We start from the raw sequence: 18,179 nt of genomic DNA, 5'->3' as shown, positions 1-18,179 counted from the left end.
CGCGGAACCCATGGCGCGGGCGCGTCCGGGACCGGGTGCCGCCCTTGCGGCCCGGGGGCCGTTGACAGATCGCGCCGGCGGCGTCATGGTAGGGATAACAAACGCTGCATCGCCACGTGGTGTGCCTTTCCTTTGGGGCAGGGTGAGGTGCCGGCCCTGGTGCCGGCACCAATTCCCGACCGGCAGTGATGGGGCGGCCCGGGTGCGGGCCAGCCCACGAGCCTGCCAGCCTCGGCGGTTGATCCGGTGAGAATCCGGAGCCGACGGTATAGTCCGAACGGGCAGAGGTGGCGCACCCGGGCGTTGCGGGCGCGGGACGGCTGGTTCCCTGGTGGCCGCCCAGCGGCGAAAGACCGGCCAGCCGCCGGCGGCCTGCGGAGTCTCCGTCCGGCCGCGGCGGCCTGCCAGGTCCCTGGCCGCTGCCCGACCGCTGGCCGGGATCCGCCCGCCGGCCCCCCGCCCGGCACCGCCCGTCCAGGCAAGGGTCCCCCGTACCCTTGCGGGAAACCTCTGCCCGGCGCCCATCCTCCCGATGGCGCCGGGTTCTTTTATCAGAACGGCCCCGCGGGCGATGCCGGCGGCATGGTGGGAGGTGGAGCCGGTGGCCAGCGACCAGCTGGTGGGAGAGGTCCGGGAACCCGTCCGGGCCCGGGCAGGGACGGAGCCGGTCGCGACGGGGGAGGAACCCGGCCGGGACTCCGGCCGGCCCCTGCGGGGCACCTGGGCCCTGAAGACGGGCCTGGCCCGCATGCTCAAGGGCGGCGTGATCATGGACGTCACCACCCCCGAGCAGGCTCGCATCGCCGAGGAGGCCGGGGCGGTGGCGGTGATGGCCTTGGAGCGCGTGCCGGCCGACATCCGGGCGGCGGGCGGGGTGGCCCGCATGGCGGACCCGGACCGGATCCGGGCCATCATGGAGGCGGTGACCATTCCCGTGATGGCCAAGTGCCGGATCGGGCATTTTGTCGAGGCGCAGATCCTGGAGGCCCTGGGGGTCGACTTCATCGACGAGAGCGAGGTGCTGACCCCCGCCGACGACCGCTTCCATATCGACAAGCATGCCTTCACCGTGCCCTTCGTCTGCGGGGCCCGGGACCTGGGCGAGGCGTTGCGCCGCATCGCCGAGGGGGCGGCCATGATCCGCACCAAGGGCGAGCCCGGCACGGGCGACGTGGCCGAGGCCGTGCGCCACATGCGGCGGATGAACGAGCAGATTCGCCAGGTTTGCGCCGCCGGGGAGGAGGAGCTGGTGGCCCTGGCCCGGGATCTGGGGGCGCCGGTGGAGCTTTTGCAGGACGTGCGGCGCTTGGGCCGCTTGCCGGTGGTGAATTTCGCGGCGGGCGGCATCGCCACCCCGGCCGACGCCGCCCTGATGATGCAGCTGGGCGCCGACGGCGTGTTCGTCGGGTCGGGGATCTTCAAGTCGGAGAACCCCGCCGCCCGGGCCCGGGCCATCGTGGAGGCCGTAGCCCATTACGACGATCCCGCCTGGCTGGCCCGGATCTCGGGCGGCCTGGGGGAGGCCATGGCCGGGGTGGCGGCGGCCAGCCTGGCGGCAGACCAGCGGATGCAGCAGCGCAGCGCCTGACGGCGGTGCCGGAGCGACGGAAAGGGGAGGGGCGAGGTGGCGTTCGGGACAGGCGGTGACGACGCCGGCGGCCGGGGGCACGGTGCCGGGGAGGACCGGCCCCGCGTCGGTGTCCTGGCCCTGCAGGGCGATGTCAGCGAGCACCTGGACTACTTCCGGCGGGCCGGCGCCGCGGTGCGGCCCGTGCGGGTGCCCCGGGACCTGGAGGGGCTCGAGGGGCTGGTTCTTCCGGGAGGGGAGAGCACGGCCATCGGCCGGCTGATGGAGCGGGCCGGGCTCCTGGCTGCCGTGGCGGAACGCAGCCGGCGCGGCGACCTGGCCCTGTTCGGCACCTGCGCAGGCCTGATCCTGCTGGCCCGGCAGGTGGAGGGAGGCCAGCCGCCCCGGCTGGGCCTGCTGGACCTGGCCGTGGTGCGCAACGGCTACGGCCGCCAGGTGGACAGCTTCGAGGCGGACCTGGAGGTACCCGCCCTGGGCGATGCCCCCGTGCGGGCCCTGTTCATCCGGGCACCGGTGGTGGAGTCCGCCGGCGCCGGGGTGGAGGTCCTGGCCCGCTTTCGGGGCCGGCCCGTGCTGGTGCGGCAGGGGCGCTGCATGGCCAGCACCTTCCACCCGGAGCTGGGTGAGGACCTGCGGGTGGCCCGGCTCTTCCTCTCGCTGCTGGCGGCATGAGCGGCGGCGGGACAGGCCGGAGTTGACGAGCGGGCAAAAAGAGGTCGAAGCGGCCGGCGGGCCTGCCCGGGATCGGACAGGCCCGCCGGCCTTCCCGCGGCCCCTGGCGGCGGGGGGATGAGGCGTTTTCAGATGCCGGGAGCGAGCCGGCCGCCCAGGGCCCGCAGCACCCGTGGCGCCAGCCAGGCCGCCACCAGCGCCTTGGCCAGGTCGCCCGGGACGAAGGGCAGCACGGCGGCGGTTGCCACCCCCGGCCACGGCGTGCCCGTCTCCACGGCGAGCCAGGGTGCACCGATGGCATACACCAGCAGGATGCCGCCCGCCACGCTGGCCAGGAAGGCCCGGCCGAAGCCGGGCGCCCGAGCGGGGGAGGCGGCTTGATCCCGGGCCGGCTGCGCGGCCTGTGCCGTGGTCCGTGGGCCGCCCCGGGCCCCTTCGCCGCCACTGGCCGGCCCCGGGCGGTGGGCGGTGCCGGCCCGGAAAAGAAGCCCGGTCAGCCCGGCGGCCAGGGGATAGCTCAGGAGGAACCCGCCGGTGGGGCCGAGCACCACGGCGAGCCCCGCCGCGCCCCCGGCGAAGACGGGTACGCCCGCGATGCCCAGCAAGAGGTACGCCAGCTGGGCGGCGAAGCCCCAGCGCGGGCCCAGGAGCAGCCCGGAAAGCATGACGCCCAGGGTCTGCCCCGTGATGGGCACGGGGGTGAAGGGGAGCGGGATCCGCAGGTAGCTGAGGACGGCGGTCAGCCCGGCCATCAGGCCCGCCAGGACCAGCGGGCGCAGGGTGGCCGCGGTACTGCCCGAAGCTGCTGCCAGATCGCCGGTGCGGCTTCCTCCCGGTGCCAGGCGGGTGGGGTGGGCCGGCCCGGCCAGGGGCGCAGGCCCCGCCGCCTCTCCGGCCGGCGATCCGGCCGGGGCGGCCCGGGCCCCCCGGTCCGGGGCATCCAGCGGGGGCTGGGATGGCATGGTCCGTCCCTCCTCGGCAGGCCGGCAGGGCCCGGCAGGTCAGGCCGGGGATGGGCCTGCTCCGGGCGCCGGCTGGTAACGGTACCAGCCTACCCCGGGTCGCGCCCATTGTCAACCTTATATAGTGTTAGGTTGACAATACAGCCGTCAGGAATGAACCGGAAGCCCACCTCCTGTGGTACCCATCCCTTCCCCCACGGTAAGGAAGCCTCCGCAACGGATTGCATTAATATACATACGGACGTATACTCATACACAAGTGCCGGACCGGTTCGCCCGGGGGACCCGGCTGGCGTGGCGACCGGGGTACCCGCCGGCACCGGCCCGGTTCCGGCAGGCACCTCCCGGCCCGGGCGCCCCGGCGGTGGGACGGCCGGTAGCGGGCCGGCGGGCCCGCCGCGGGGACGGCCCCGCCCGGCCGGGGTGCCGGCGGCGGGGAATGCGGGGAAGGAGAGGCCAGCGGTGACAGCAAGGGTTGCGGTGCTGGGAGCAAGCGGGTACGCGGGTGGGGAGCTGGTGCGGCTGCTGGCGCGCCACCCTCGGGTCGAGCTGGTGGCGGTGGCCGGTTCGTCCCGGGCGGGCGAGCCCATGGCGGCGGTGTTCCCCCACCTGCGGGGCCTGGTGTCCCTGGACCTGGCCGACGCCGCCCGCCCCGACCTCTGGGACCGGCTGGAGGCCGACTTTGTCTTCCTGGCCCTGCCCAGCGGGCAGGCGGCGGCGCTGCTGCCGCAGGTCTTCCCGCCCGCCCGGGAGCGGGGGGTGCGAGTGATCGACCTCAGCGGGGACCTGCGCCTGCCCCGCCAGTCCTACGAGGCCTGGTACGGGCGGCCCGCCGTCGATCCTGCCCTCCAGGCGGAGGCGGTGTACGGCCTGAGCGAGCTGTTTTCTGGCCGGATCCGCACGGCCCGGCTGGTGGCCAACCCCGGCTGCTACCCCACGGCCATCCTCCTGGCCCTGGCGCCCCTGGCGGTGGCGGGAGCGCTGGCCGGGGGCCAGGTGGTGGTGGACGCCAAGAGCGGCGTCTCCGGCGCCGGGCGGAGCGCCTCCCTGGCCACGGCCTTCGCCGAGGTGAACGAAAACTTCGCGCCCTACAAGGTGGGGCGGCACCAGCACACACCCGAGGTGGAACAGGTGCTGGGCTGGCTGGCCGGCCGGGACGTGACGGTGCTGCTGACCACCCACCTCCTGCCGGTCACCCGCGGCATCCTGGCCACCTGCTACGTGCGGCCGCCGGCGGGCTGGCAGCCCCGGTCCGGCCCTGGCCGGGCCGGGGGCCAGGGGACCCGGCCGCCGGGGCAGGAACGGGGCTTCCCGGGCGGCGAGGCGGCGGCGGGCCAGGAACCGCTAGCGGAGGCGGCCAGCGATCCGGGCGAGGCCCTCTACGGCCTGTACCGGTCCTTCTACGCCGGCAAGCCTTTCGTGCGGGTTCTTCCGCCGGGGCAGGTGCCGGCCATCAAGCACGTGCAGGGTTCGAACCTGTGCGACATCGGCTTGCACTACGACCCGCGCACCGGCTGGATCACCGTGTTCGCCGCCATTGACAACCTGGTCAAGGGTGCGGCCGGCCAGGCGGTGCAGAACCTCAACCTCATGGCCGGCTGGGATGAGACCACGGGCCTCGACCTGGTGCCCCTCTTCCCCTGAGGGCACGGCGCCGGGCCGTGCCGGGCTCCCGCGGGCCGCCGGCGCAGGGCGTCCCCGGGGCGGGCCGGGCGGGCACCGGGTGAAGGGCCGGGAAGGAGTTCGGGATGAACCAGCAGGATGGGGTGGCCACCTCCACGGCCATGCCGGCGGCCGGGCCGGGTCCGGTCCCCGCGCCGGCGGCGGGCGGGTATGCCCTGCAGCCGGGCTGGGGTGTCACGGCGCCCGCCGGCTTCCGGGCCGGCGGCCTGCACTGCGGCATCAAGAAACGCAAGCCCGACCTGGGCTGGATCGTGGCCGATGCGCCCTGTGCGGCGGCGGCCGTCTACACCCGGAACCGGGTCCACGCCCCCTGCCTGGACGTGACCCGGGATGCCCTGGCGGCGTCGGGCGGGCACCTGCAGGCGGTGGTCTGCAACAGCGGCAACGCCAACGTCTGCACGCCCCGGGCGGCCGCCGACGCGGTGGAGATCCAGGCGCTGGCGGCCGCGGTGCTGGGCGTGGCGCCCGAGCTGGTGGCGGTGGCCCAGACGGGGGTCATCGGCGAGCCCATGCCCATGGCGGCCGTGCGCCAGGGGCTGGCGGCCCTGCCGGCGGTGACGGGGCCGGCGGGCGGCGACGCCTTTGCCGAGGCGATCCTCACCACCGACACCCGCACCAAGCAGTGGGGCGCCCTCTGCCAGCTGCCGGGACCCGGGGAGGGACGGTTCGCCCGCATCGGCGGGGCCGCCAAGGGGTCGGGGATGATCCACCCCCAGATGGCCACCATGCTGGCCTTCATCACCACCGACGCGGCGGTGGAGCCACAAGCGCTGCAGGCCTGGCTGCGCCAGGCCACCGAGCGCACGTTCAACTGCATCACCGTGGACGGCGACACCAGCACCAACGACATGGTGGTGGTGCTGGCCAGCGGCCGGGCCGGCGGGCCGCCCCTGGCGCCGGGCCTTCCGGGCTGGGAGGCCTGGGCCGCGGCGGCCGAGGCCGTCTGCGACCGGCTGGCCCGGGAGATCGCCGCCGACGGCGAAGGGGCGACGCGCCTGATCACCGTGGAGGTGGAAGGCGCCCCCGACGACGCCGCGGCCCGGCAGGTGGCCCGTACGGTGGCCTCCTCACCGCTGGTCAAGTCGGCGGTGCACGGGGCCGATGCCAACTGGGGCCGGATTCTCGCCGCCGCCGGCCGCTCGGGGGTTGACCTCGATCCCTCCCGGGTGGACATCGACCTCGGCCCCGTGCCGGTCTGCCGCGGAGGCCTGGGGGTGCCCTTCGACGAGGCGGCCGCTGCGGACTACCTGCGCTCGACCGAGGTGCTGATCCGGCTGCGGCTGGGTGCCGGGCCGGGCCGGGGCCGGGCCTACGGCTGCGACCTGAGTCCGGATTACGTGCACATCAACGCCAGCTACCGCACCTAGGCGGTCGAGCGGCGGGGGAGGGAGGAACCCAGCCGTGGCCCTGGAGGCCCTTCAGGAAGGGACGGTGGAGCAGGCGGGCGGCGGCGGCCCGGCCGGCCTGGCTGCCCCCGGTCTGCCGGCGGAGGTCAAGGCGGCCGTCCTGACCGACGTGCTGCCCTGGGTGCAGCGCTTTGCCGGCCGGATTATCGTCGTCAAGCACGGGGGCTCCACCCTGGGTCCCGCCCCGGGCCGGGCGCCGGTGCCCGGGTGCGGTCCTGCCCCGGGGCGGGAAGCTGCCGGCCCGGCCCGGGCACCGGGGAGCCCTTCCTCCTGGGAACAGGCCCCGGGCGGGTCAGGGGTCGGGGGGCCGGGTCGGGCGCCCGTGCCCGAGGGGGCCGCGACCATCCCCGCTGCCCCCATCTGCGGGGGCGACGCCGTCCTCCAGGACATCGCCATGCTGCGGGCCCTGGGGGTCCGGCCGGTGGTGGTCCACGGCGGGGGCAAGGCCATCACCGCGTGGCTCGACCGGCTCGACCTGCCCGCCCGGTTCGTCGACGGCCTGCGCGTCACCGACGCCGCCACCCTGGCGGTGGTGGAGATGGTCCTGGCCGGGCAGGTGAACAAGGCGCTGGTGACGGGGCTCAACCAGGCCGCCGGCCGGCCGCTGGCCGTCGGCCTGTCCGGCTGCGACGCCGGGCTCCTCCAGGCCCGTCCCAAGCGTCCCGGCGGCCGGGACATCGGCTTCGTCGGCGAGATCGTCGCGGTGAACACGGCCTTCCTGGAACAGCTGCTGGGGGCCGGGTTCGTCCCGGTGATCGCGCCCCTGGCGGTGGGGGAGGGGGGCGTGCGGTACAACGTCAACGCCGACGACGCCGCCGCGGCGGTGGCGGGAGCCCTGGGCGCGGAAAAGCTGGTCTTCCTGACCGACGTGCCGGGGGTGATGGCCGACCGGGACGGGGACGGCCGGCCGGAAACCCTCTCCAGCCTGGACGCCGCCACCGCCCGGGAACTCATCGCCCGCGGGGAGATCCGCGGCGGCATGGTGCCCAAGGTGCAGGCAGGGCTGCGGGCCCTGGCGGCGGGTGCGGGCAGTGTGCACATCATCGACGGCCGGCGGCCCCACGCCCTGCTGGTCGAGCTCTTCACCAGCGAGGGGGTCGGGACCATGGTGGTAGCCCAGGGGGAGGAACGGGGAGCATGACGGTGGAGGAAGCGGGCGCGGCGGCCCCAGGGCCGGCCGCGGGGGCACCGGAAGCGGCTGCGGGGACCGCGGCGGCGGCGGAACGGGCCGTGGGGGCGGCACCAGGGGCAGCCGCCGGAGGGGCAGCAGCAACTGCGAAGGCGGCACCAGAGGGCGTACCGGCCACTTCTGCCGCGGCGCCGGCGGCGGCACTGCCCGCAGCCCCGGCGGCGGTGGCGTCGGAGGTGGCACCGACGGGATCCGTGCCGGGGTCGCATCTCTTCCCCAACTACCGGCGGCTGCCCGTGGCCTTCGCCCGCGGCCAGGGGGCGTGGCTCTATGACCAGGAGGGCCGGGCCTGGCTCGACTGCACCAGCGGCATCGGCGTCACCGTGCTGGGCCACGCCCACCCCGCGGTGACCGAGGCCATCCGGCACCAGGCCGGCCAGCTCTTGCACTGCTCCAACCTGTACCGGATCCCCCAGCAGGAAGAACTGGCCCGGCGCCTGGCCCGGCTCACGGGCCTGGATTGCGCCTTCTTTGCCAACAGCGGGGCCGAGGCCAACGAGGCGGCCATCAAGCTGGCCCGGAGGTACGGGTGGTTGCGCCGGGGCGGCGGTTCCGCCGCGGCTTCGGGAGCGGGTCCCGCCGCGGCGGGCGAGGGCGGCGACGGCCCGGAGATCATCGCCTTCAGCGGCAGCTTCCACGGCCGCACCCTGGGCGCCCTGGCGGCCACCGGCCAGCCCCACTACCACGAGGGGTTCGGCCCCCTGCCTGGCGGCTTTCGCCACGTTCCCTTCAACGACCTGGAGGCGGTGGCGGCCGCCATCACGCCCCGCACTTGCGCCATCCTGGTGGAACCCATCCAGGGGGAGGGCGGCGTGGTGCCTCCGGCTCCCGGGTTCCTGGCGGGGCTGCGGGAGCTGTGCGACCGCCACGGGCTGCTCCTGATCGCCGACGAGGTCCAGACGGGCTGCGGCCGCACGGGCACCTTCCTGGCCATGCAGGGGGAAGGGGTCCGGCCCGACGTGGTCACCCTGGCCAAGGCGCTGGCCAACGGCGTGCCCATCGGGGCCATGCTGGCCAGCGGCCGGCTGGCCGAGCTCCTGGGACCGGGGACCCATGCGTCGACCTTCGGGGGCAACCCCCTGGCGGCCACCGCCGCCCTGGCCACCCTGGACGTGCTGGAGCGGGAGAACCTGCCGGCCCGCGCGGCAGACCTGGGGGAGTATCTCCGCACCCGCCTGGCCCAGCTGGCGCGGCGCTACCCCGGCTGCCGCGAGGTCAGGGGCCGGGGCCTGATGCTGGGCTTGGTGCTGGACGGCCCGGCAGCCCCGGTCGTGGAGGCCTGCTTCGCCGAGGGCCTGCTGGTGACCGTGGCAGGAGGCCGCGTGGTCCGGTTCCTCCCGCCCCTGACCATCACGGTGGATGAGCTGGACCAGGCGGTGGAGCGACTGGAGCGGGCCCTGGCCCGGGTGACCCGGGCGACGGCCTGAGGAGGGGCCCCATGGGCCCAGGTCTGGACGGAGACGGGAGGGAGCGCGGTGAACCCGTGGACGAAGGCAGGAGGGGCCGGACCGCTGGCCATGCCGGCGCCGGGCACGCCCCAGCCTGTGCCCGCCCTGGCCGGGCGGGACTTCCTGACGCTGGGTGATTTCACCCCCGACGAGCTGGTGGGCCTCTTGGACCTGGCGGCCGCCCTCAAGCAGGACTGGCAGGCGGGCCGGGGCGGTGAACCCCTCTACGGCAAGACCCTGGCCATGATCTTCGAAAAGCCCTCCACCCGCACCCGGGTCTCCTTCGAGGTGGGAATGCAGCAGCTGGGCGGCCGCGTGCTCAACCTGAGCCCGCGGGAACTCCAGCTGAGCCGCGGCGAGACCCTGGCCGACACCGCCCGGGTGCTGTCCCGCTATGTCGATGCCCTGATGGTGCGGGCCTACTCCCACGCCACCGTGGAGGAACTGGCCGCGGCGGCCACCATCCCCGTGATCAACGGCCTGACGGACCTCTACCACCCCTGCCAGGTCATGGCCGACCTGCTCACCATCCGCGAGCACAAGGGCCGGCTGCGGGGGATCCGGGTGGCGTACGTCGGCGACAGCAACAACGTGGCCCACACCTGGCTGCTGGGCGCGGCCCTGCTGGGCCTGCACCTGCGGCTGGCCTGCCCGCCGGGGTACGAGCCCCACCCGGAGATCCTGGCCCTGGCCGCCAGCCTGGCCCGGGGCACGGGCGCCACGGTGGAGGTGGGCCACGACCCGGTGACCGCCGTCCGGGGCGCCGACGTGGTGTACACCGACGTCTGGACCAGCATGGGGCAGGAAGGCGAGGAGGAGGATCGCCGCCGGGCGTTCGCCCCGTACCAGGTGAACGCCCAGCTGGTGGCCCACGCGGCCCCGGATTACATCTTCATGCACTGCCTGCCGGCCCACCGGGGGGAGGAAGTGACCTCCGACGTGCTGGACGGTCCCCATTCGGTGGTGTGGGACCAGGCGGAAAACCGGCTGCACGCGCAGAAAGCCATTCTGCTGGCTCTTCTGGCCTGACGAGACGGGATGGAGGGACGCCGCCGTGGCGGAGAAGATCGTGCTGGCCTACTCGGGGGGACTGGACACCTCCGTGGCCATTCCCTGGCTCAAGGAAACCTACGGCTATGACGTGATCGCCCTCTCGGCCGACGTGGGCGAAGGCAAGGACCTGGACTTCATCCGGCAGAAGGCGCTGCAGGTGGGGGCCGTGGAGGCGGTGGTGGTCGACGCCCGGGAACGCTTCGCCCGGGACTTCGTGCTGCCGGCCCTCCAGGCCAATGCCCTCTACCAGGGGCGGTACCCCTTGTCGGCCGCCCTCTCGCGGCCCCTGATCGCCCAGCTGCTGGTGGAGACCGCCCGGCAGTACGGCGCCACCGCCGTGGCCCACGGGTGCACCGGCAAGGGCAACGACCAGGTGCGCTTCGACGTCTCCGTGGCGGCCCTGGCGCCCGACCTCAAGGTGGTGGCCCCGGTGCGGGAGTGGGCCTGGTCCCGGGACGAGGAGATCGCCTACGCCCGCCGGCACGGCATCCCCATCCCGGTGACCGAGGAGAACCCCTTCTCCATCGACGCCAACCTGTGGGGCCGCAGCTGCGAGGCGGGGGTCCTGGAAGACCCCTGGGCCGAGCCGCCGGAGGAGGCCTACGCCATGACGGTGGCCCCCGAGCAGGCGCCGGCCGAGCCCGAGTCCATCACCCTGGCCTTCGAGGCCGGCGTGCCCGTGGCCCTGAACGGCGAGCCCCTGGGGCTGGTCCAGCTCATCGAACGGCTGAACCAGGTGGCCGGCCGTCACGGCGTGGGCCGGATCGACATGGTGGAAGACCGGCTGGTGGGGATCAAATCCCGGGAGGTCTATGAAGCCCCGGCGGCGGTGGTGCTGGTGGAGGCCCACCGGGCCCTGGAGGCCCTCTGCCTGCCCCGGGAGGTGCTGCACTTCAAGCCGGTCATCGAGCAGCAGGTGGCCCAGGTGATCTACAACGGCCTCTGGTTCTCGCCCTTCAAGCGGGCCCTGGACGCCTTCGTGGCCGAGACCCAGCGGCACGTCACGGGGGAGGTGCGGATCAAGCTCTACCGCGGGACCGCCACGGTGGTGGGGCGGCGCTCGCCCTACTCCCTCTACCGCCACGAGCTGGCCACCTACTCCCCCGGTGACCGGTTCGACCACCGGGCGGCCGTGGGGTTCATCCAGCTGTGGGGCCTGCCCACGCGGGTCCATGCGGCGGTCCACGGCCCGGGGGCACCCGGGGCAGGAGGCACCGGTGCTGCGGTCGAACCCAGCCCGGCGGCTGCGCCCGGCGCGTAACATGGGAGGCGACCGGACCATGCCCGGCGGCCGGGTGGTGCTGCTTTGCCTTGCCCCGGCGGGCGGGGCGCCGGTGGTGACGGTGCCCGCGGCCCGGGCCGTGGCCGGCCGGGGCCTGGAGGGCGACCGCTACTTCCTCGGGACGGGGACGTGGCTGGGCTGGCCCGATGTCCAGCTGACGCTGATCGAAGAAGAGGTGGTGGCGGCCGTCGCCCAGGCCCTGGGCCGGCCCCTGCACCCCGCGGACCTGCGGCGCAACGTGGTGCCCCGCGGCGTCCGCCTGGCCGGCCTGATAGGCCGTCGCTTCCGCCTGGGTGCCGTCTGGGTGGAGGGCGTGCGACCCTGCGATCCCTGCGGTTACCTGGAGGGGCGGGTCGCCCCGGGGCTCAATACCGCCCTGGCCGGCCGCGGCGGCCTGCGGGCGCGGATCCTCACCACGGGGTGGATCTGCACCGGCGACCCGGTGGTGGCCGCCGGTCCGGAAGACGACCCCGGCCCCCTTCCCGCAGCGTGATCACCTTGATCACCCGAGTCATGCCACACCATAAAGGAGGCGACCGCCCGTGCCCGCAACCGGGCCCGCACCCGGCGACCTTCCGTTGCCGCACCAGGCCCGCTCCGGCGAGACTTTGCCCGAAACCCCGGTCAACGCCAGGCCCGAACCCCCGGCCAGCGCCAAGCCCGAACTCCCGGCGAATGCCAAGCCCTGGGGCGGCCGCTTCACCGCCGCTACCCACCGGGCGGTGGAGGCCTTCACCGCCTCCATCGACGTGGATCGCCGGCTGCTGGAGGTGGACATCCGGGCCAGCCAGGCCCACGCCCGGATGCTGGGGGCCTGCGGTGTCCTGCCGCCGGAAGAAGCCCGGACCCTGGTGGAGGGGCTGGCCGAGGTCCGGCGCCGCCTGGAAGAGGGCACCTTCGCCCTGGACCCCGCCCTGGAGGACGTCCACATGAACGTGGAGCACCTGCTGGGCCGGGTGGTGGGTCCGGTGGCGGGCAAGCTTCACACGGGGCGCAGCCGCAACGACCAGGTGGCCACGGACATGCACCTTTACATGAAAGAAGCCCTGGACCGGCTGGCGGCGGCGGTGCGGGGACTGCAGCAGGCGCTGGTGGAGAAGGCCGAGGCGCACCTGGACGTGATCATGCCCGGCTACACCCACCTGCAGCGGGCCCAGCCGGTGCTCTTCAGCCACCACCTCCTGGCCTATTTCTGGATGCTGGAACGGGACGCGGGGCGGCTGGCCGATGCCCGCCGGCGGGCGGACTGGTGCCCCCTGGGGGCCGCCGCCCTGGCGGGCACGGGCTTCCCCCTGGACCGGGAGCAGGTGGCCCGGGAGCTGGGGTTCGGCCGGATCTACCCCAACAGCATCGACGCCGTCAGCGACCGCGACTACCTGCTGGAGTTCCTGGCGGCGGCCAGCATCCTGATGATGCACCTCTCCCGGCTGTGCGAGGAGCTGGTGCTGTGGTCGTCGGAGGAGTTCGGCTTCATCGAGCTGGACGACGCCTACTGCACCGGCTCCAGCATCATGCCCCAGAAGAAGAACCCCGACGTGGCCGAGCTGATCCGCGGCAAGACCGGCCGGGTCTACGGCGCCCTGGTGGGCCTGCTGACGGTGCTCAAGGGCCTGCCCCTGAGCTACAACCGGGACCTGCAGGAAGACAAGGCCGGCGTCTTCGATGCCCTGGATACCCTGGAGGCCGCCCTGCCCCTCTGCGCCGGGATGATCCGCACCATGAGGGTGAGGGCAGACCGCATGGCAGCCGCCCTGGAGCGCGACTTCTCCGCCGCCACCGACCTGGCGGACCACCTGGTCGAACGCGGCGTCCCCTTCCGCGAGGCCCACCGCATCGTGGGCGAGCTGGTCCTGCACTGCATCCGGGCCGGCCGCCGGCTGCAGGACCTGACCCTGGACGACCTGCGGGCCCACAGCCCCCTGTTCGGCCCCGAGGCCCTGGGGCGGCTTTCGCCGCGGGCGGTGGTGGAAGCCCGGAAGCTGTACGGCGGCACGGCCCGCCAGGCGGTGGAGCGGCAGCTGGCGGAAGCCCGGGCCATCCTGGCCGCTGCGGCAGAGCAGGCGGCACGGGACGGGTTCACAGGACCGGCGAGCCCAGGACAGGGCCTGGCCGGTGGAGGCGGCGCGGGAGAAGGGGGCCCGGGCGCGGTTGCAGGCGGGGAGGTCTCCCCGGCCCCGTGACGTCGGCCCGATGCCCCTCTATGATGGGGGCACTGGCATTGCGGGGCGCCGGCGGGGCGGCGCGGGCCGCTCCTCCCTGGGGACCGGTCCGGAAGGTCCCACCCGGCGCCGGACCGGGGTGGGCCTATGGAATGGTGGCGGCGTGATCGCCGGCCTCCCCTCCCGTCCGTGGGGGGCGACCCGGCATCGGTGTACGTGGCGTATCGCTTCGGCATGGCCTTCCTTCTCACCACGGCCCACACCGTGGCCGCCCTCTATCGCATCCAGCAGGCCGGTCTGGGGCCCCTGGAACTGGCACTGGTGGGCACCGTCCTGGAGATCACCGTCACCCTCTGCGAGGTGCCCACGGGCGTGGTCGCCGACCTCTACGGGCGCCGAGCCTCGGTCCTCCTGGGCCTGGCCACCATCGGGGCCGGCCTGCTGGTGGAAGGGGCGGTGCCCGCCCTGCCGGCCATCATGCTGGGCCAGGTACTCTGGGGACTGGGCTACACCTTCACGAGCGGCGCCGACGCCGCCTGGATCGCCGACGAGGTGGGGGAGGAACGAGCCCGCTACCTGTACGTGCGCGGTGCCCAGGCCGCCCAGGCGGCCACGCTGCTGGGCATTGGTGCCAGCGTGGCACTGGGCAGCCTGCGGCTGAACCTGCCCCTGCGGGTGGCTGGGGCCGGCATGTGGGTGCTGGCCCTGGTGCTGGCTCTGATGATGTCCGAACGGGGGTACCGGCCCCGGTGGCGACCGGGCGACTCCCTCTGGCAGGGGGTGGGGGGGACCTGGCGGCACGGGTGGCGGGCTGTGCAGGGCCGGCCCGGCCTGCGGCTGCTGCTGGCCATCGGGATCTTCTACGGGCTGGCCAGCGAGGGATTCGACCGTCTCTGGCAACTGCACCTATTGACCCGCTTCCCCCAGCTGGGGGGCGCGGCGGGCGGGGCGGCGGGCCCGGCGGGCACCGGGGCGGTGGTTTGGATCGGCTTGCTGACCGCCGGGGCCATGCTGCTGAGCATGGCTGCTGCGGAGGTCGTCCGCCGGCGGGGGGTGGGCGACCCTGCCAGGGTGGGGCGGATGCTTCTGGCCATCAGCATGCTGCTGGTGCCCAGTGTGGCCGGCTTCGGCCTGGCCGGGTCCCTGGCCGCGGCCACCGGCTTTTACTGGCTCACCGCCCTGCTGCGCGAAACCTACGATCCCCTGCAGGTGGCCTGGGTCAACCAGGGCCTCGACCCCCGCGCCCGGGCCACCGTGTTGTCGATGGTGGAGCAGTTTCACTCCTTCGGCGAGATCATCGGCGGTCCCGTCCTGGGCGGTATCGCGGCAGCGATTGCCGTGGAAGCCGGCCTGGTGGCCAGCGCCGCCTTCCTGTTGCCGGTGGTGGGGATGTACGCAGTGCTGGTGCGGCGGGTGGCCGGGGCGGGGTCCCGGTTGGGGGCGGTGGCGGCCCCAGCGGCCCCCCCGGCCGGCACCACCGCGGCCGCTGGAGGGGCCGGAGAGAAGGCGACCGTGCCGCCGGGGGCGGCGGATTGGTCTTGAGGCGGGCCGGCGGCGGGATGCCCCTAGGCACCCTCCGGCTCGGGGCCGTAGTCCCAGGCGATGCCGCGTTCTTCCAGAAGGCGGCGCACCTGGTCGACGGGCAGGGCGGGTACCCGGTGGCCGTCGCGTCCCGTCACCGGCCGGGCCGCCACCAGGGCCCGGATCACCGCCTCCTCCGTCACGGCGGCGGCCGCTTCAAAGAACGGGTTCAGGTACGCCCCCTCGTCGGGCAGGTAGGGCGGGTAGCCGCGGGCCGTGCTGAAGGCCAGCACGAAATCGCCGCTGCCGTGCCAGTAGACGGTGCCCGTCCGGGCCAGGCCCGCGGCGGCCCGCCGGGCGATGCGGCCCAGCTGGCGCGAGCTCAAGGGGGCGTCGGTGGCCAGGATCACCACCACCGAGCCCCCCTCGCCGGCCCCAGGCCCGGGTTGCCCGGCGGGCTCCGGCCCCGGGCCGAGCCGGGCAGGGGCCGGCCGGGCAGCCTGGCCGCCCGGCCGGGGCCGGGCGGCCGGTTCGTCGGGGCCGGCCAGCAGCCGGCCCACGGGGACCCCGGCAATGGTGAGATCGCGCCGGCGGCCGAAGTTGGCCAGCACCAGGCCGCCCAGGGTGACCGTCACCTCGCCGGCACCGGGCAGGGCGGCCCGCCACCTCCGGGAGGCGCTGCCGATTCCCCCCTTGAAGCCGTAACAGACCATGCCCGTCCCCGCGCCCACGCTGCCTTCCGCCACCGGGCCGCCGGCAGCCCCCGCCAGCGCCGCCGCCACCTCCGCCGGCCCCACATGGCGGCCGCGGATGTCGTTCAGCCAGCCGTCATTGCACTCGCCCGCCACCACGTTGACCGTGGGGGCCGTGATGCCGATGGCAGGGTGGGCGGCCAGGATGTGATCCAGCAGGGCGTCGGCGGCCCGCCAGATGGAAAGGGTGCTGGTCAGGAGAATGGGTGTCTCCAGCCGGCCCAGCTCGGTGACCTGGGCCAGGCCCAGGGCCTTGCCGAAGCCGTTGATCACGTGGGCGGCGGCCGTGAACTTGCCGTCGTAGATGGAGCGCAGGTCGCCGGGCGGCAGGATCACGGTGACGCCCGTTCGCACCGGCCCCTGGCCCGCCCGCAAGGGGCCCTCGCCGCGGATCACCGTGGCGTGGCCCACCCGGACGCCGGCCACGTCGGTGATGGCGTTGAACGGGCCGCGCTGCATGGCCCCGGGCGTCATGCGCCTTCCCTCCGGCTCTCGCCCGGCGCGGCCGGGGCGGGGGCTGCCGGCAGGTACCCGCCGTCCACCAGCTCCCGGGCCCGGCGGAAGACGGCATCGAACATGGCTTCCGTCAACCGGCCGGTCTGGGTGTTCTGGCGGCTGGGGTGGTAGCTGGCCAGAAGCACGGGCAGGGGGAGCGGGGGCCGTTCCCCAGGGGCCGCCGGGCCTCCCGGGTCTCCCGCGGTGGGGACCCGGGAAGGTGCCGGCCAGCGGTACTCGCCCCCGTGGCGGAAGCGGGGACGAACCGGCCGGGGCCGGTTCGTCCCGGCCAGGGCACCGGCTCCGGGCGGAACCTCCACAGGCCAGCCCAGGCCCCGATCCCGGACCTGCCGCAGCACGGCATCGAAGGCGATCTGCCCCAGGCACACGATGACCCGGACCCCGGGCCAGAGGACGTCCAGCTCCCGGCGGAGGAAGGCGCTGCAGGCGGCCAGCTCCTCCCGGGAAGGCTTGTTGTCCGGGGGAGCGCAGCGGCAGGCCGCGGTGATATAGGCGCCGTGGAGCCGCAGGCCGTCGTCCCGGTGGGTGGCCGTGGGCTGGCTGGCGAAGCCGGCCCGGTACAGGGCGCGGTAGAGCCAGTCGCCCGAGGAATCGCCGGTGAACATGCGGCCGGTGCGGTTGGCGCCGTGGGCGGCCGGGGCGAGGCCCACCACCAGCAGCCGGGCCTGGGGGTCGCCGAAGCCGGGCACAGGCCGGCCCCAGTAGTCCCAGTCCCGGTAGGCCCGGCGCCGGGTCCGGGCCACCTGGGCCGTGTAGGCCACCAGGCGGGGGCAGCGCCGGCAAGCGACGATGTCCTGGTGGATGCGGGCGATGGCGGCGGCCGCGTCCCCCGCCGCCGCGACGGGATCGCAGGGGGGCACGGCGGCTGCCGCGGGCACCGTCCCGGGTTGCCGCTGGGAACCGTTCATACCGCCATTGTACCAGCCCGCCCGGCGGCCTTGCCCTTTCCCACGCTGAAGCGAGAGCCCCGGTGCAGGCGAGGGCGACCCGTGACCGCCCGCCCCCGCCCCCGGCCGCCCGCGCTCCCGCAAGGGGCCGACGCAAGGGGCTGACCGGGGACGAGCGCTCGCCGGGGCGCCCGGGGTCCGGCAGGAGTTGGAACCTGTCCGCCGTATTCCATTGCCTAACGGGGGATGCATCGCGGTTCCAGCCACTCGCTAGCACCCATCGTGCCACTTTTCGCCCTTCCACCGGTCTCCGGTCACGGTGGCCGGCGGTGCCAGGCACGGCAGGGGGCCGGTTCGTCCCCGCACCGGCCCGCCCCAAGCCGGGCGGCACGCACCGGCTACCCCGCGAGCTGCAGGTGCCATGTGCGGCACCCATCCCCCAGCGGCGGTCCCGGTTCCCCGTGCCGGTGCCGGGAGCCGGAATGCCATAGCGGGCGCGGGCCCGTGAAAGGAGGTCGGGCGGCGTCATGGCAGCGACCGGCCAGGAAGCGGCCGGCCAGCGGGTGACGGTCACCGTGACGGTCAACGGCCGCACCTACACGCGGGAGGTGGAACCCCGCACCCTCCTGGTCCACTTCCTGCGGGAGGAACTGGGCCTGACCGGCACCCACGTCGGCTGCGACACGTCGAACTGCGGGGCCTGCACGGTCCACCTCAACGGCCAGGCGGTCAAGTCCTGCACCGTGCTGGCGGTGCAGGCCGACGGCGCCGAGGTGGTGACCATCGAAGGCCTGGCTCGGGACGGCCGGCTCCACCCCGTCCAGGAGGGGTTCTGGGAGCAGCACGGCCTGCAGTGCGGCTTCTGCACGCCGGGCATGATCATGGCCGCGGCGCACCTGCTGGAGGTGAACCCCAACCCCACGGAGGAGGAGATCCGCCAGGGGCTCGAGGGCGTCCTCTGCCGCTGCACGGGCTACCAGAACATCGTCCGGGCGGTGCAGTACGCCGCCCGCCGGTTGCAGGAACAGCGCAGTGCGGCCGCCGACTGATCCCGGCCGCCG

At 74.8% G+C, this 18,179-nt stretch carries 15 protein-coding genes; 12 read left to right on the top strand and 3 right to left on the bottom strand.

The window, feature by feature from the left end; genetic code table 11:
* Positions 1–748 precede the first annotated feature (748 nt).
* Together pdxS and pdxT are read left to right on the top strand one after the other, a co-directional pair.
* Complete coding sequence (gene pdxS, locus ACZ5T9_RS11505) at positions 749–1,588, top strand: pyridoxal 5'-phosphate synthase lyase subunit PdxS (RefSeq protein WP_464834449.1); 840 nt, start codon at positions 749–751, stop codon at positions 1,586–1,588.
* Between the two features lie 36 nt (positions 1,589–1,624).
* Positions 1,625–2,260 carry a pyridoxal 5'-phosphate synthase glutaminase subunit PdxT gene (gene pdxT / locus ACZ5T9_RS11500; RefSeq protein WP_464833231.1) on the top strand — a complete coding sequence of 212 codons (636 nt, stop codon included), beginning with the start codon at positions 1,625–1,627 and terminating at the stop codon, positions 2,258–2,260.
* 128 nt (positions 2,261–2,388) lie between these two features.
* Here pdxT and ACZ5T9_RS11495 read toward each other — a convergent pair whose 3' ends face one another.
* Positions 2,389–3,222 (bottom strand): biotin transporter BioY, encoded by an 834-nt coding sequence (locus ACZ5T9_RS11495; protein WP_464833229.1) that lies wholly within the window; start codon positions 3,220–3,222, stop codon positions 2,389–2,391.
* 462 nt (positions 3,223–3,684) lie between these two features.
* Between ACZ5T9_RS11495 and argC the strand changes: the two genes are divergently transcribed.
* From argC to ACZ5T9_RS11450, 9 genes are all read left to right on the top strand, one after another.
* On the top strand, positions 3,685–4,866 hold the full coding sequence (gene argC, locus ACZ5T9_RS11490; RefSeq protein WP_464833228.1) for an N-acetyl-gamma-glutamyl-phosphate reductase: 1,182 nt from the start codon (positions 3,685–3,687) through the stop codon (positions 4,864–4,866).
* A 104-nt stretch (positions 4,867–4,970) separates the two neighbouring features.
* Positions 4,971–6,272: a bifunctional glutamate N-acetyltransferase/amino-acid acetyltransferase ArgJ gene (gene argJ / locus ACZ5T9_RS11485; protein WP_464833227.1), complete on the top strand. Its 1,302-nt coding sequence runs from the start codon at positions 4,971–4,973 to the stop codon at positions 6,270–6,272.
* 34 nt (positions 6,273–6,306) lie between these two features.
* Positions 6,307–7,452: an acetylglutamate kinase gene (gene argB, locus ACZ5T9_RS11480; RefSeq protein WP_464833226.1), complete on the top strand. Its 1,146-nt coding sequence runs from the start codon at positions 6,307–6,309 to the stop codon at positions 7,450–7,452.
* On the top strand, positions 7,449–8,927 hold the full coding sequence (locus tag ACZ5T9_RS11475) for an aspartate aminotransferase family protein (RefSeq protein ID WP_464833224.1): 1,479 nt from the start codon (positions 7,449–7,451) through the stop codon (positions 8,925–8,927). The genes argB and ACZ5T9_RS11475 overlap by 4 nt, the downstream gene beginning before the upstream one ends.
* A 48-nt stretch (positions 8,928–8,975) precedes the next feature.
* Positions 8,976–9,977 (top strand): ornithine carbamoyltransferase, encoded by a 1,002-nt coding sequence (gene argF / locus ACZ5T9_RS11470; protein WP_464833223.1) that lies wholly within the window; start codon positions 8,976–8,978, stop codon positions 9,975–9,977.
* A gap of 25 nt (positions 9,978–10,002) precedes the next feature.
* Complete coding sequence (locus ACZ5T9_RS11465; protein WP_464833222.1) at positions 10,003–11,262, top strand: argininosuccinate synthase; 1,260 nt, start codon at positions 10,003–10,005, stop codon at positions 11,260–11,262.
* 19 nt (positions 11,263–11,281) lie between these two features.
* Entirely contained in the window at positions 11,282–11,776 is a 495-nt protein-coding gene (locus ACZ5T9_RS11460; protein ID WP_464833221.1) for an MOSC domain-containing protein, read from the top strand.
* 49 nt (positions 11,777–11,825) lie between these two features.
* Positions 11,826–13,463 (top strand): argininosuccinate lyase, encoded by a 1,638-nt coding sequence (gene argH / locus ACZ5T9_RS11455; protein ID WP_464833220.1) that lies wholly within the window; start codon positions 11,826–11,828, stop codon positions 13,461–13,463.
* A 189-nt stretch (positions 13,464–13,652) separates the two neighbouring features.
* Complete coding sequence (locus ACZ5T9_RS11450; RefSeq protein ID WP_464833219.1) at positions 13,653–14,984, top strand: MFS transporter; 1,332 nt, start codon at positions 13,653–13,655, stop codon at positions 14,982–14,984.
* Positions 14,985–15,007: 23 nt separating this feature from the next.
* Here the strand turns inward: ACZ5T9_RS11450 and ACZ5T9_RS11445 are convergent, their stop codons facing one another.
* Together ACZ5T9_RS11445 and ACZ5T9_RS11440 are read right to left on the bottom strand one after the other, a co-directional pair.
* Complete coding sequence (locus ACZ5T9_RS11445) at positions 15,008–16,189, bottom strand: P1 family peptidase (protein WP_464833218.1); 1,182 nt, start codon at positions 16,187–16,189, stop codon at positions 15,008–15,010.
* Positions 16,186–17,139: a uracil-DNA glycosylase gene (locus ACZ5T9_RS11440; protein WP_464833217.1), complete on the bottom strand. Its 954-nt coding sequence runs from the start codon at positions 17,137–17,139 to the stop codon at positions 16,186–16,188. Before ACZ5T9_RS11440 ends, ACZ5T9_RS11445 begins: the two co-directional genes overlap by 4 nt.
* Before the next feature lie 506 nt (positions 17,140–17,645).
* Here ACZ5T9_RS11440 and ACZ5T9_RS11435 point away from each other — a divergent pair.
* Positions 17,646–18,167 carry a (2Fe-2S)-binding protein gene (locus tag ACZ5T9_RS11435; RefSeq protein WP_006904301.1) on the top strand — a complete coding sequence of 174 codons (522 nt, stop codon included), beginning with the start codon at positions 17,646–17,648 and terminating at the stop codon, positions 18,165–18,167.
* Positions 18,168–18,179 lie beyond the last annotated feature (12 nt).

The sequence above is a fragment of the Thermaerobacter nagasakiensis genome, assembly GCF_055396825.1.
The sequence above is the reverse complement of the archived record's forward strand: the minus strand, read 5'-3'. Positions and strand labels throughout refer to the sequence as shown.

Bases quoted from the DNA above. Each gene is read 5' to 3' on its own strand.
- ACZ5T9_RS11435 (WP_006904301.1), top strand. From the start codon at position 17,646: ATGGCAGCGACCGGCCAGGAAGCGGCCGGCCAGCGGGTGACGGTCACC.
- ACZ5T9_RS11445 (WP_464833218.1), bottom strand. From the start codon at position 16,189: ATGACGCCCGGGGCCATGCAGCGCGGCCCGTTCAACGCCATCACCGAC.
- ACZ5T9_RS11440 (WP_464833217.1), bottom strand. From the start codon at position 17,139: ATGAACGGTTCCCAGCGGCAACCCGGGACGGTGCCCGCGGCAGCCGCC.
- ACZ5T9_RS11475 (WP_464833224.1), top strand. From the start codon at position 7,449: ATGACGGTGGAGGAAGCGGGCGCGGCGGCCCCAGGGCCGGCCGCGGGG.
- argJ (WP_464833227.1), top strand. From the start codon at position 4,971: ATGAACCAGCAGGATGGGGTGGCCACCTCCACGGCCATGCCGGCGGCC.
- pdxS (WP_464834449.1), top strand. From the start codon at position 749: ATGCTCAAGGGCGGCGTGATCATGGACGTCACCACCCCCGAGCAGGCT.
- ACZ5T9_RS11495 (WP_464833229.1), bottom strand. From the start codon at position 3,222: ATGCCATCCCAGCCCCCGCTGGATGCCCCGGACCGGGGGGCCCGGGCC.
- ACZ5T9_RS11460 (WP_464833221.1), top strand. From the start codon at position 11,282: ATGCCCGGCGGCCGGGTGGTGCTGCTTTGCCTTGCCCCGGCGGGCGGG.